This window comes from Paractinoplanes globisporus DSM 43857, from assembly GCF_000379645.1.
Taxonomy (GTDB): domain Bacteria; phylum Actinomycetota; class Actinomycetes; order Mycobacteriales; family Micromonosporaceae; genus Actinoplanes; species Actinoplanes globisporus.
Map to the genome: position 1 here is coordinate 25498 of NZ_KB903313.1, position 12206 is coordinate 37703.

Consider the following 12206-nt stretch of genomic DNA (forward strand, 5'->3'; position numbering starts at 1 on the left):
CATCACATCCGGCCGATGAGTCGCTTGAGTTCCTCCTGCGAGTGGCACAGCTCGAGGGCGATCTGGAGAGTGACCACGCCCTCGCGAACCTTCTCGGCCAGGTGCTGGTCGAAGGCGAGCATGCCCTCCGAGCCGCCGGCCTGCATGAACGAGGGGATCTGGTGCGACTTGCCCTCACGGATGAGGCTGCGGATGGCCGGGGTGGCGGTGAGGATCTCGGCGACCACCACCCGGCCCTTGCCGTCCGCCGTGGGCGCCAGCGCCTGCGTGACCACACCCTGCAGCGACGCGGCCAGCTGGGCGCGGATCTGCAGCTGCTGGTGCGGCGGGAAGATGTCGATGACGCGGTCGATGGTCTGGGTGGCGCTCTGCGTGTGCAGGGTGGCCAGCACGAGGTGACCGGTCTCGGCCGCGGTCAGCGCGGTCGACGTGGTCTCCAGGTCACGAAGCTCGCCGACCAGGATGATGTCTGGGTCCTGTCGCAGCGCGTGCTTGAGCGCGCTGGCGAAGTCATCGGTGTCCGTGCCGACCTCGCGCTGGTTGACCACGCTGCGCTTGTGCGGGTGGAGGAACTCGATGGGGTCCTCGATGGTGATGATGTGCGCGGCGCGGCTGCGGTTCGCGAGGTCGAGGATCGAGGCGAGCGTCGTGGTCTTGCCGGAACCGGTGGGGCCGGTGACCAGCACGAGACCGCGGGGCAGGTGGGCGAAACGGGACACCGAGGACGGCATGCCCAGCTCGTCGAGCGGCTTGATCTCGTGCGGGATGGCCCGGAAGACCGCGCCGCACGAGTTGCGCTGCACGTAGAGGTTGCCCCGGAAGCGGGAGACGCCCACGATGCTGTGCGCGAAGTCCAGCTCCTGGCAGTCCTGGAAGGTCTGCCACTGCTCCGGCGAGACGGCCGCGCGGGCCAGCAGCGCGGTGTCCGACGAGTTGAGGTTGCCGTACCCGGGCAGCGGCCGCAGCCCGCCGTTGACCCGGATCATCGGCGGTGTGCCGACGGTCAGGTGCAGGTCGGAGCCGCGCGACTCGACGAGCGTCACGAGCATCTGGTTGAGCACGGCCAGGTCGCCGCTCGCCGGGGCGGGCGGCTCGGTCGGCGCGGCCTGGTGCGGCACCGTCTGGTCGGTCGAGTACATCGGCTCCCCTATCGGACGATTTCGGGAATTGCTTAGATCGCGACGCGGGAGATCTCGCGCACCGAGGTGAGCCCGCCGGCCGCCTTCGCCAGCCCGTCCGCCCGCAGGTCGTACATGCCCTGGTCGAGCGCCACCTCGCGGATCTCGTTCGAGGAGGCCCGCCGGATGGTCAGCGACTCGATCTCCGGCGAGATCGGCATGACCTCGTGGATCGCGAGCCGCCCGCGGTACCCGGTGTTCGCGCAGTTCCGGCAGCCCACCGGCCGGTACAGCGCCTCCGGCACGACCAGGTCCTCGAACGGCCAGCGGGCGCCGACCAGCTCCTCCTCGGTCGGCTGGTACGCCTCCTTGCACCAGTCGCACAGCCGCCGGGACAGCCGCTGGGCGAGCACGCAGTCCAGCGACGACCCGACTAGGAACGGCTCGATGCCCATCTCGGTGAGCCGGGTGACCGCGCCGGGCGCGTCGTTGGTGTGCAGCGTGGAGAGGACGAGGTGGCCGGTGAGCGAGGCCTCGACCGCGATCTGGGCGGTGTGGCTGTCCCGGATCTCACCGATCAGCACCACGTCCGGGTCGGAACGCAGGATGGCCGGCAGGACGGCCGCGAAGGTCAGGCCGGCCTTCGCGTTGACCTGCACCTGATTGACCCCGCGCAGGCGGTACTCGACCGGGTCCTCGACCGTGATCACGTTGATCTCCGGCTTGCTGATGCGCCCCAGCGTCGCGTACAGCGTCGTGGATTTTCCGGAGCCGGTGGGGCCGGTGACCAGGACCATTCCGTGCGGCTTGGTGAACGACTCGGCGAAGCGGTCGAGGTTGTGCTGGGTGAAGCCCAGCTTGTTCATGTCGAGGTCGATGCCGCCGGTGTCGAGCACCCGCAGGACGATCTTCTCGCCCCACACGGTCGGCAGTGTCGCGGTCCGCAGGTCGACCGAGCGGTCGCGGATGAGCGCGGTGATGCGGCCGTTCTGCGGGACGCGCTTCTCGGTGATGTCGACGCCCGACATGATCTTGAGGCGCGAGGTGAGCGCGGCCATGACGCCGCGCGGCACGATGTCGACCTCGTGCAGCACGCCGTCGATCCGGTAGCGCACCCGCATCTCGTCCTCGGTCGGCTCGAGGTGCAGGTCGGAGGCGCGGTTCATGACCGCCTGCTCGATCAGGCTGTTCACGTAGCGCACGATCGGCGCGTCGTCGACGCTGGTGGCCTGGGCGGTCATCCCGGCCTGGTCGTCGGAGTCGTCGTCGGCGATATCGGCGAGGTCGCTGGACTCGCGCTGGAGCTTCTCGATGATCCGGCGGACCTCGCTGCGGGCCACCACCACGGGCCGCACGGTCATGCCGGTGGCCGCCCGCACGTCGTCGAGCGCCACCACGTCGCCCGGGTCGGTGACGCCGACGACCAGCTCGCCGTTGGTGATCGACAGGCCGAGGACCCGGTGGCGCAGCACCACCGGCAGCGGGATGCGCTTGAGCGCCTGCGGGTCGGGGGTGAAGGTGACCAGGTCGAGGGTGTTGATGCCGAAGGCCTGGGCGGCCGCCTCGGTGAGCTGCTCCTCCGTGACGACCTGGTCGTTGATCAGGACGGCACGCACGGAACGGCCGCTGCGCTGGGCTTCTTCCGCGGCCGCGTCCACGGCGCGCGGATCGACACCGATCTGCTTCAGCGCGTCGAGCAGGGGGCGGAAGGTCTGGTCCACGACCCAGACGATCGGACGCGCGTACGCCGATCTGAGACCCTATGAGGCAGATTGCACGGGATGCCGGAACGTCTTGCGGTACGCGCTCGGCGCGACCCCGATCGAGGCCTGGAGGTGCTGCCGAAGAGCGGTGGCACTGCCGAGGCCCGAGCGTCGGGCCACCGTCTCGACGCCCAGATCGGTCGATTCGAGCAGAAGCTGAGCATGCGCGACCCGCTGGCGCAGCAGCCACTGCCGCGGGCTCAGGCCGGTTTCCTCCCGGAAGCGCCGGGTGAACGTGCGCACGCTCATCCGGGCGTGCGCGGCCATGTCCTCCAGGCTGACCGGCTCGGCCAGCCGATCGAGCGCCCAGGCCCGGGTCGTCTCGGTGCCCGTGCCCGCGTTCTGCGGCACCGGGCGCTCGATGTACTGCGCCTGGCCGCCCTCCCGGAACGCGGGCACCACGCAGCGGCGGGCCGCCCGGTTGGCCACCTCGGCGCCGTGGTCGCTGCGCACGACGTGCAGGCAGAGGTCGACGCCGGCGCCGACGCCGGCCGAGCTGAGGATGTCGCCGTCGTCCACGAACAGGACGTCGAAGTTCCACCGGACCTGCGGGTAGAGCGCGGAGATGCGGTCGGCCCAGGCCCAGTGGGTGGCCGCGGTGCGGCCGTCGAGCAGGCCGGCGGCCGCCAGCACCGAGGCGCCGGTGCAGATCGAGACGATCCGGGTGCCGCGGGCGTGGGCGGCGAGCAGGGCATCCTTGATGTCGGGCGGAAGTGTGCCGTCGGTCACCGGGCCGCCGCCACCGATACCGGCGACCATGATGGTGTCCGCCTCGTCGAGCTGCTCCAGGCCGTAATCGGGGACGACGGTGAAGCCGGCCGTGCTGCGCACCGGACCGGCGGCGCAGATGCGCACGTCGTAGAGCCGATGCCGGTCGGAGGGGCGGGCGGCGTTGAAGACCTGCGGCGGGGTGCCCAGGTCGTAGGCGACGACGTGGTCGAGCGCTAGGACCGCGATCCGGTGGGGGGACATGGCCCAATTCTTGCGCATGATGACCTTCGGGCCACTCGTCTGATCGGCTTCGGTTGCCGAGTATTGAGGCGTGCAGAAGACGTACAGAATTCACCCAGCCTGGTTTGTCGCGGTGATCGCGTTTGTCGCGTTGGTCGGTGCTGCCGGCTTCCGGGCGACGCCCTCGGTCATGCTCCGTCCGCTGCACGACGAGTTCGGCTGGTCGCTCGGTACGATCTCCGCCGCCGTCTCGGTCAACCTCCTGCTCTACGGCCTCACCGCGCCGTTCGCCGCCGCCCTCATGGAGAGGTTCGGCATCCGCCGCGTGGTCATGGGCGCGCTGCTGCTGGTCGCGGCCGGCTCCGGGCTCACCGTCTTCATGCGGCAGAGCTGGCAGCTCATCCTCTGCTGGGGCGTGCTGGTCGGCCTCGGCACCGGCTCGATGGCGCTCGGCTTCGTGGCCGTCATCACCAACCGCTGGTTCGGCAAGCACCGCGGCCTGGTCACCGGCGTGCTCACCGCCGGCGGCGCGGCCGGCAACCTGGTCTTCCTGCCGGTGCTGGCCACCCTCACCGAGCACCACGGCTGGCGCTTCGCGGCCCTGACCGTGGCCGGCGTCGCCCTGCTCGTGGTGCCGCTGGTCTGGTGGAAGCTGCGCGACCACCCGGCCGAGCTCGGCATCGGCCCGTTCGGCGGCGAGTACGAGGAGCCCAAGCCCATCGCTCCCGCCGGCGCCGCCCGCACCGCCCTGCGCGCCCTCAAGCAGGCCGCCCGCACCCGGCCGTTCTGGCTGCTGGCCGGCGGCTTCGCGATCTGCGGCGCCACCACCAACGGCCTGGTCGGCACCCACTTCATCCCGGCCGCGCACGACCACGGCATGCCCGAGACCACGGCCGCGAGCCTGCTCGCCCTGGTCGGACTGTTCGACATCGCGGGCACGATCGTCTCGGGCTGGCTCACCGACCGCGTCGACAGCCGGGTGCTGCTGGGCGTCTACTACTTCGGCCGTGGGCTGTCATTGCTGGTGCTGCCGTCGCTGTTCGCGGCGAGCGCGCACCCGAGCATGGTGGTGTTCATCCTCTTCTACGGCCTCGATTGGGTGGCGACGGTGCCACCGACCGTGACCCTGTGCCGGGAGTACTTCGGCGCCTCCGGCCCGGTCGTCTTCGGCTGGGTGTTCGCCTCGCACCAGTTCGGCGCCGCGATCGCGGCCAGCAGCGCCGGCCTGCTCCGCGACCAGCTGGGCACCTACAACGCGGCCTGGTACGGCGCCGGGGCGCTGGCCATCCTCGCCAGCCTGCTGAGCCTGATGCTCTTCGCGGGCAAGCGGCTCAAGCCGATCGCGCCCGGGATCGGGCTCGTCACGGCCGGAGCCGAGGCCTAAAAGCTTCTTCCACAGTCAGCACGTTTCCACGTACGGTAATCGGCATGCCGATCCTGGGAGGTCTCCCACCGCGTAACCCCGGCTTCGTGGGTCGCGAGGATCTCCTCTCCGGCCTGCACGGGCGCCTGTCCGCGGGCCCCGTCGTCCTGCTGCCGGGAGAGGACCAGCCGCTGGGTGGCACCGGACGCACCCAGCTCGCCGTGGAGTATGTCTATCGCTACGCCGAGACGTACGACCTGGTGTGGTGGATCCCCTCCGAGCAGTCGGCGGGGGCCCGGCACGCGCTGATCGGCCTGGCCCAGGAGCTGGGCCTGCCCGACACCGGCGACATCAACCGCACGCTCGCCGCCGTGCGCGACGCGCTCAGTCGCGGCGAGCCGTACCGCAACTGGCTGGTCGTCTTCGAGGACGCCAACCAGCCCGACGAGATCCGGGCCTACCTGCCGAACGGCACCGGGCACGTGCTGGTCACCAGCCGCGACCGGGACTGGCCGGCCGAGGTGGCACAGACCCTGCCGGTCGGTGTCCTCGACCGGGCCGACAGCGTCGACCTGCTGCGCCGGCGCAGCCCCGAGCTGTCCGTGGCCGACGCCGAGCGGATCGCCGAGCGCCTCGGCGACGTGCCGATGGCGCTCGCCCTGGCCGCCGCGACACGCGCGATGACGGGTTGGTCGCCGGGTGAGTATTTATCCCGATTTGTCGGAAACGACGACCCGATCCGGGTAGCCTGGGGCCTGGCGGCAGGCGCACTACAAAGCGACAGCCCAGCCGCGTACCAACTGCTCGAGCTGGGCGCTTTCCTGGGTAGCGCCCCGGTCTCCTGGCGGATCCTGTGGGGCGCCCGCATGCTCGAGCTTCCCGACGAGCTGGCCGCGACCGTCCGCATCGAACGCCGGCTCAAGGCCGCCCTGCGCCTCATCGGCCGCTACGGCCTGGCCGAGCTCGACCCGCCCGGCGAGCACCTGCTCGTGCACCCGCTGGCCCGGGCCATGCTCAGCGACGGCCTGGGCCCCGAGCGGCACGCCGCGCTGCGCACCACGGTCCGCGGCATGCTCGCCGCGGCCGACCCGGGCGACCCCGACGACCCGGCCGGCCGCTCCCGGTACGCCGAGCTCACCCCGCACCTGATCCACTCCGACGTGCTGGGCGCCGGCACCGAGGAGATCCGCCAGCTGGTGATCAACTGCGTGCGGTTCCTCTACGCGAGCGGCGACTACGACTCGAGCCGCGACCTGGCCGCCTCGGCCCGCGACCGCTGGCGCGAAACCCTCGGCGAGGACGACGAGCAGACCCTGCTCGCCGCGTTCCACCTGGCCAACGCGCTGCGGGCGCTGGGCCGTACGACCGAGGCCCGGGCGCTCAACGAGCAGACCCTGCGCTCCCAGCGGGGCGCGCTCGGCGCCGACGACGAGACCACGCTCGCGACCGCCAACAGCGTCGGCGCCGACCTTCGCATGCGCGGCCACTTCGGGCAGGCCCGCCAGCTCGACAACGACAACATGCTGCGCTACCGGCGCGTTCTCGGCGACGGCTTCCCGACGGCGTTGCGCTGTGCCAACAACCTCGCCGCCGACCTGCGCCTGGTCGGCGACTTCCGGGGCGCCCGCACGCTCGACGAGCAGACGCTGCGGCAGCGGCAGGCGATCCTCGCCGACGGCCACCCCGAGGTTCTCTCCTCGCGGGCCGGTCTCGCCTACGACCTGTTCGGGCTGGGCGACTACGCGGGCGCGGCCGAGGTGCTCGCCGCGGTCCGGCCGGGCACCGTCGCCGACGACCATCCGTTCGCGCTGTGGGCGGCCCGGGCCGGCGCGATGGCGGCCCGGCGGCGCGGCCTGCCCGGCGCGTACGAGATGGCCGAGACCACGGTCGAGCTGACCCGGCGTCGCTTCGGTGACCTGCACGTGGAGACGCTCGGCGCGACCGTCACGCTGGCCAACGCCTCCGCCGCGGCCGGCGATCTGGGCCGCGCGCTCGACCTGCTGGAACGAGCCGTCGTGCGGTACCACTCGCTGCTCGGCGACGACCATCCGTTCACGCTGGCCGCCTCGGCGTCGCTGGCCGGGGTGGTGCGGGCCGGCGGCGGTCACGTCGAGGCCCGCCGGATCGACCAGGAGGCGCTGCACGGCCTGCGGCGCAGCGTCGGCGCCGACCATCCGTTCACGCTGGCCTGCGCCAACGGCTACGCCATCGACCTGTTCGGGCTGGGCGAGCGGCAGGAGGCTCAGCAGATCGCGGCCGATACCTGGCAGCGGTCGCACCTGCTGCGCGGCGCCGAGCATCCCGACACGCTGGCCTGCGCCTGGAACGCGGTGCTGGCCGGCGGCGACGACGAGGCCCGGCACCAGGTCACGGCGGCGCTCGTCAAGGCGTACGGCGAGGGCCACGAGATCCTCGCCCGGGTCGCCGCCGGCGAGCGGCTCGAGACGGAAGTCGACCTACCGCCGCTCTAGCGCCACCTGCGCGGCGAGCAGGTCGGAAAGCTCGGCCGCGGGCATCGGCTTGGCGAAGTGGTAGCCCTGCGCCTGCGCGCACTCCAGCTCGCGCAGCCGGGCCGCCGTGTCCGCGTCCTCGACGCCCTCGGCTACCGGCGCCAGCCCGAAAGTGCGGGCGATCTGCAGCACCGCCTCGGCCACCGACGCGCCCGTCGCGCTGTCCGGCATGGCCTGCACGAACGACCGGTCGATCTTCACGACGTCCACCGGCAGTGCACCGAGGTGGCTCAGCGAGGAGAAGCCGGTGCCGAAGTCGTCGAGCGCGATCCGCACGCCGAGCGTCTTCAGCGAGCCGAGCACCCGCGCCGATTCGGCCAGGTCGGTGAGCGCGACCGACTCGGTCAGCTCCAGCACCAGCAGGTACGGCGGGATGCCGGTCTGCTCGAGCACTGTCTGGATGTCGTCGGCGAGGTGCGGGCTGCCCAGCTGCGATGCCGACAGATTGACGTTCAGCTCGAACGAAGGGTTGTCCCGCTGCCACCCGACGGCCTGCTCGCACGCCTGCTCGAGCACCCAGATGCCCAGCTCCGGCATCAGCCCGATCTCCTCGGCGAGGTCGAGGAACGCGGCCGGTGGCAGCAGCCCGCGAGAGGGGTGGCGCCAGCGCACCAGGGCCTCCACGCCCACGGTGTGCTCGCCGTCCAGGTCGACGATCGGCTGGTAGAACACCTCGAACTGCTTCTCGGCGAGCGCCGTGCGCAGGTCGTCCTCGTCGTTCCGGCGCTGCTCGGCCTCGGCGAACCGGGCCGGGTCGAACCGCCGGGCGACGCCCTTGCCGTCGTCCTTTGCCTGGTACAGCGCCGCGTCCGCCTCGCGCAGGATCTCGTCCACGTCGTGGTCGGTGCCCCGGGCGAACGCGATGCCGGCGCTGGCGCGGATGGTCAGCACGGTCTCGTCGACCACCAGCGGCTGCAGCAGGTCCCGCAGGATCCGGTTGGCCACGGTGTCGGCGATCTGGTCGTCGGTGAGCCGGGGCAGCAGCACGACGAACTCGTCGCCGCCGAGCCGGGACACGGTGTCGTTGGTCCGCACGTTCGCGTTGAGCCGCTCGGCGGTGACCCGCAGCAGCTCGTCGCCGGCGGCGTGGCCGTACGTGTCGTTGACCCCCTTGAACCCGTCCAGGTCGAGGAGGATGACGGCGGTCATGGTGTCGTCGGCGTCGCTCAGCGCGTCCCGGGCGTGGTCCATGAACATGGCCCGGTTGCCGAGCCCGGTGAGCGGGTCGCGGAACGCCTGCCGGGCGAGCTGGGCCCGCTGCCGGGTGAGGTCCCGCATCAGGCCCTCGTTCGTGCGCGCTCCCAGGAACTGCCGCACGAGGATGGTGCCGGCCACGACGATGATGAGCCAGGTGAGCTCCGCCTCGCCGCCGTTCGCGCCGGCGGTGAGCAGCGCCGCCATCACGACGGCCGCGCTGACCGGCGCGTACTGCGCGAGCGGCCACCGGTCGGCCAGCTTCGAGATCACGACGCTGACCACGACCACGACCCCCACCGGCAGCAGCCAGTCGAGCACCTCGTGGTTCTCGTCGGTCAGCCGCTCGAAGACGACCGGCCAGGCCAGCACCATCAAGGACGCGAAGATCATGGCCTCGTCGATGCCACGACGGACCCGATCCAGGACCTTGCTGGAACCCATGTCTCACCTCCGCGCCATCCATCGGCCCGGGCGGGTTCTAGTTAAGGGTTCTTTCCAGACGTTCCGCGATTTTGAATAAAGTTTCTTGTTCGAGGGCGAGATAGACGGCCCTGGCTGCCTCGGGCCGCTCCCGCACGCTCCGCCACGGCGCCACCAGCGCGATCCCCGCCCAGACATCAACTTCGCGCGGGCTCGGCGGCCCCTTCGGCCGGGAGGGGCGATTCAGGCTTTCCAGACTTTTCTCGTACGCGGACAGAGCAGTACCGGCTTCACCACGCAGCCAGGCGTCGTCACCGGGCCGTTCGCGGCTTCCGGGCTGAAGACTCTGGTCACGCTCAAACCCGTCGACCGTCGCCGGCCCCCGCAGCAGCCGATGCACGAGGTCGAGCCGGTCGCTGCGCCCGTGCGCCCGGCCGCCGCCCGCCCGCAGCTTTGGTTCCGGCAACCTCGACGGCCATCCCTGCCGCCAGGCGTCGAGAAGCGGTTCGGTGTCGACTTCGAGGTTCCGCAGCCGCCATCGGGCCCGGTGGTCGGCGTTGGCGTCGCGGGCCAGGCGCTCCACCCCGGGGTCGACCTCCTCGCTCAGCCAGGTCGTCACCTCGGCGCGCATCGCCCGCACGAAGCGCTCGCCGGCCGCGGTCAGATATCCGCCATCGAGCAGCGCGTCCGTCGCGTCGTGGACCGCGGCCCGCCAGCGGGCGAACTCGAACTGGGCCACCGGGCCGCCGGTGCGGGACTCGGTGCGCCAGAAACGGGCCACGGACTGATAGGCGTAGGCGCCGTGGAGCAGGCCGAAGGGCGGGCGCGGGTCGTCCCGCCAGGGGGAGTAGGTGGCCGGGGAGCCGGGCTCGATCAGGTCGAAGAGGGTGCGGGTGGCGTTCAGCAGGCTGTGCTGGCACTCGTGGAGAAGGCCGACCGCGAGCGTCGGCGCGTCGGGCGGTGGCGAGAGGGCCACGGCGCCGAACGCCTCGGCCGAGGTCGCGCTCAGGCCGGCGTCGCCCGGGTCGGGCTCGATCGGCACCAGCACGCGCAGGGTCGCGGCCAGGGTTGTCGCGGCCGGGCGGTGGCGGGCGACCAGGAGCCGCCAGGCCTCGGTGAGCAGGCGCTGCCAGCCGGCCACCTCGGCGGCGGTCAGCTGTCGGGAAGGCGTCAGGCCGAGGCGGGTGCGGAGCGGGTCGGTGTCCTCGAGGCGTACTCGGAGGGTCAGGCCGTCGTGGGTGGCGGTCAGCTCGTGGCCGGAGATGACCGGCTCCGGGGGCGGCGCCGCGCCCGCACGCAGGGCGGCCAGCGTGGCGGCGGTGTGCAGGGCGCGCATCGGATCGGCGAGGGCGGCCGCGCGCGTGTCGGCGGTCGCGCCGCTGTCCGCGTACCAGAAAGGAATCTGGGAACCGGGACGCTTGAGGGTCTCGCTCAGCAGGAGCAAATGCCGGCTGATCTGCGATCTGCGCAGCTCACCGACGGTGGCTGCGCTCGGGCGGCCCGCGGCGAGCTCGGCGAGGGCCGTGTCGGTGAGCCGGAAGGCGCGCATCTCGGGCACCTCGAGCACCGGGCGCTCAGAGCGCCGAGTTGAAGCCGGCTATCGGCTCGCCGGGCTCGTCCAGCTCGGCGGCGAGGCGGCGCAGGCAGTGGGCCAGGGCGGTGTCCCCGTCGCGGGACGCCAGCTCCTCGAGGGACATGGCGGACACGTCGACCATCGGCGACTGCCACTCCGCGGCGTCGTTCTCGGCCGTCCGGTCCACGACACCCCCTCCCCCGTTCGGTGCTGACAATCAATGTATTGCGGCAAGGCTACGGTGGTCGCGGGGGTGCGCGGTGTCCGGGAGGAGCGGGGCGGGCGGGAGCGGCGCCGTTGCGCGCTCGTGATCTCATAGGACGCCAACACGATGAAAGTCGGCAACGGAGGACAAACTGTGCCGGGTGGAAATCTTGCGGATCGGCCCGCGGCGCGCGACGCGTCCGCGACCGGTGACGACGGCGTGGTCACGGAGACCGTGTCCGGTTCGGGAGCGGCGACCGCGTTGACGCGCGCCGGCGATGGAGGAGAGGACGAGCCGGTCGAGCCGTCCCTGCCCGTCATGCCCTTCCCGACATTTCAGAACGTGCCCACCCTGCCGCAGCAGTTGCCGGGCAACGGATACGAGAGTGGAAGGGACAGCCGTGCCCGGTGACGTTCCCCAGCTGCCGCGTCGTGGCCCGGCGCCCGCGGTCGACCGGATGAGCAACGCCGAGCTGGCGAGACTGGTCGAGTCCGAGCACCCGTACCGGGGAAAGGCGTTGTTCGAGCTCTCCGACCGGATCCCGCACGACGACGACGCGGCGACCAAGGTGGCGATGCTGAGCCGGCTGACGTCGCTGCGGCGCGCGCGGCTGTTCGACCGGGTCTCGCTGGCCTGGTCGGCGATCATCGCGCTGCTCGCGGCCGAGACGGTGCACGCCCGCGAGTCGGCGTACGAGGCGTTTCGCGCGCTCGAGCCGGAGGAGCAGCGGGACATGCTCGATTATCTGGAGGTCACGGCGATCGAGGAGGCCCACCCGCGCATCGCGTGAGCGGGCCCCCGGGGGTGGGATCAGATCTCGACTCGGATTTCCTTGCGGAAGGCGACCCGGTCCCGGACGGCCTTGGCGTCCGGCTTCGGTTCGGGGTAATACCAGACCGCGTCGGGCGCGGTGTGGCCGTTCGACGAGAGCGTGTAGTAGGACGCCTTGCCCTTCCAGGGGCAGACGGTGTGGGTGTCGGAGGGCACTAGCAGGTCCTCCCGCAACGACGTGCGGGGGAAGTAGTAGTTGCCCTCGACAACCACGGTGTCGTCGCTCTCGGCGATAACTTCGTCGTTCCAGATGGCCTTCGGCATAAGGTTGAACG

Annotated in this window: 11 protein-coding genes; 4 read left to right on the forward strand and 7 right to left on the reverse strand. The window is 71.7% G+C overall.

Translation table 11 applies throughout. The features are described 5' to 3' along the window. Positions 1 to 2: 2 nt before the first annotated feature. From A3CQ_RS0127410 to A3CQ_RS0127420, 3 genes are read right to left on the reverse strand one after another with little or no spacing between them, the layout of a single operon-like run. Positions 3 to 1139 (reverse strand): type IV pilus twitching motility protein PilT, encoded by a 1137-nt coding sequence (locus tag A3CQ_RS0127410; protein WP_020514150.1) that lies wholly within the window; start codon positions 1137 to 1139, stop codon positions 3 to 5. A gap of 32 nt (positions 1140 to 1171) precedes the next feature. After that, positions 1172 to 2839 (reverse strand): GspE/PulE family protein, encoded by a 1668-nt coding sequence (locus A3CQ_RS0127415; RefSeq protein ID WP_020514151.1) that lies wholly within the window; start codon positions 2837 to 2839, stop codon positions 1172 to 1174. 39 nt (positions 2840 to 2878) lie between these two features. After that, positions 2879 to 3853: a GlxA family transcriptional regulator gene (locus tag A3CQ_RS0127420; protein ID WP_020514152.1), complete on the reverse strand. Its 975-nt coding sequence runs from the start codon at positions 3851 to 3853 to the stop codon at positions 2879 to 2881. A 112-nt stretch (positions 3854 to 3965) separates the two neighbouring features. Here A3CQ_RS0127420 and A3CQ_RS0127425 point away from each other — a divergent pair, with 112 nt between their 5' ends. Together A3CQ_RS0127425 and fxsT are read left to right on the forward strand one after the other, a co-directional pair. After that, on the forward strand, positions 3966 to 5216 hold the full coding sequence (locus tag A3CQ_RS0127425) for an MFS transporter (protein ID WP_020514153.1): 1251 nt from the start codon (positions 3966 to 3968) through the stop codon (positions 5214 to 5216). Between the two features lie 44 nt (positions 5217 to 5260). Next, entirely contained in the window at positions 5261 to 7666 is a 2406-nt protein-coding gene (fxsT, locus tag A3CQ_RS0127430) for an FxSxx-COOH system tetratricopeptide repeat protein (RefSeq protein WP_026206262.1), read from the forward strand. On the opposite strand, the gene A3CQ_RS0127435 is transcribed toward fxsT, so the two are convergent. From A3CQ_RS0127435 to fxsA, 3 genes are read right to left on the reverse strand one after another with little or no spacing between them, the layout of a single operon-like run. Beyond that, entirely contained in the window at positions 7652 to 9343 is a 1692-nt protein-coding gene (locus tag A3CQ_RS0127435) for a putative bifunctional diguanylate cyclase/phosphodiesterase (protein WP_020514155.1), read from the reverse strand. The genes fxsT and A3CQ_RS0127435 overlap by 15 nt on opposite strands. 37 nt (positions 9344 to 9380) lie before the next feature. Then, on the reverse strand, positions 9381 to 10871 hold the full coding sequence (locus tag A3CQ_RS0127440) for an aKG-HExxH-type peptide beta-hydroxylase (protein WP_026206263.1): 1491 nt from the start codon (positions 10869 to 10871) through the stop codon (positions 9381 to 9383). Positions 10872 to 10896: 25 nt separating this feature from the next. Then, entirely contained in the window at positions 10897 to 11082 is a 186-nt protein-coding gene (gene fxsA / locus A3CQ_RS0127445; protein WP_020514157.1) for an FxSxx-COOH cyclophane-containing RiPP peptide, read from the reverse strand. A gap of 144 nt (positions 11083 to 11226) precedes the next feature. On the opposite strand from fxsA, the gene A3CQ_RS61095 reads away from it, so the two are divergent. Together A3CQ_RS61095 and A3CQ_RS0127455 are read left to right on the forward strand one after the other, a co-directional pair. Continuing rightward, entirely contained in the window at positions 11227 to 11511 is a 285-nt protein-coding gene (locus tag A3CQ_RS61095) for a hypothetical protein (protein ID WP_157296415.1), read from the forward strand. Further along, positions 11486 to 11890, forward strand: a complete 405-nt coding sequence (locus tag A3CQ_RS0127455; RefSeq protein WP_245577348.1) for a hypothetical protein — start codon at positions 11486 to 11488, stop codon at positions 11888 to 11890. The genes A3CQ_RS61095 and A3CQ_RS0127455 overlap by 26 nt, the downstream gene beginning before the upstream one ends. Positions 11891 to 11910: 20 nt before the next feature. Here the strand turns inward: A3CQ_RS0127455 and A3CQ_RS0127460 are convergent, their stop codons facing one another. Beyond that, a complete protein-coding gene (locus tag A3CQ_RS0127460) occupies positions 11911 to 12195 on the reverse strand; it encodes a DUF427 domain-containing protein (RefSeq protein WP_020514159.1) in 285 nt (94 codons plus the stop codon). Positions 12196 to 12206: the final 11 nt, after the last annotated feature.

Coding starts and splice junctions, on each gene's coding strand:
- A3CQ_RS0127420 (WP_020514152.1), bottom strand. CDS start 3,853: ATGTCCCCCCACCGGATCGCGGTCCTAGCGCTCGACCACGTCGTCGCC.
- A3CQ_RS0127410 (WP_020514150.1), bottom strand. CDS start 1,139: ATGTACTCGACCGACCAGACGGTGCCGCACCAGGCCGCGCCGACCGAG.
- A3CQ_RS0127460 (WP_020514159.1), bottom strand. CDS start 12,195: ATGCCGAAGGCCATCTGGAACGACGAAGTTATCGCCGAGAGCGACGAC.
- A3CQ_RS0127440 (WP_026206263.1), bottom strand. CDS start 10,871: ATGCGCGCCTTCCGGCTCACCGACACGGCCCTCGCCGAGCTCGCCGCG.
- A3CQ_RS0127435 (WP_020514155.1), bottom strand. CDS start 9,343: ATGGGTTCCAGCAAGGTCCTGGATCGGGTCCGTCGTGGCATCGACGAG.
- A3CQ_RS61095 (WP_157296415.1), top strand. CDS start 11,227: ATGAAAGTCGGCAACGGAGGACAAACTGTGCCGGGTGGAAATCTTGCG.
- fxsT (WP_026206262.1), top strand. CDS start 5,261: ATGCCGATCCTGGGAGGTCTCCCACCGCGTAACCCCGGCTTCGTGGGT.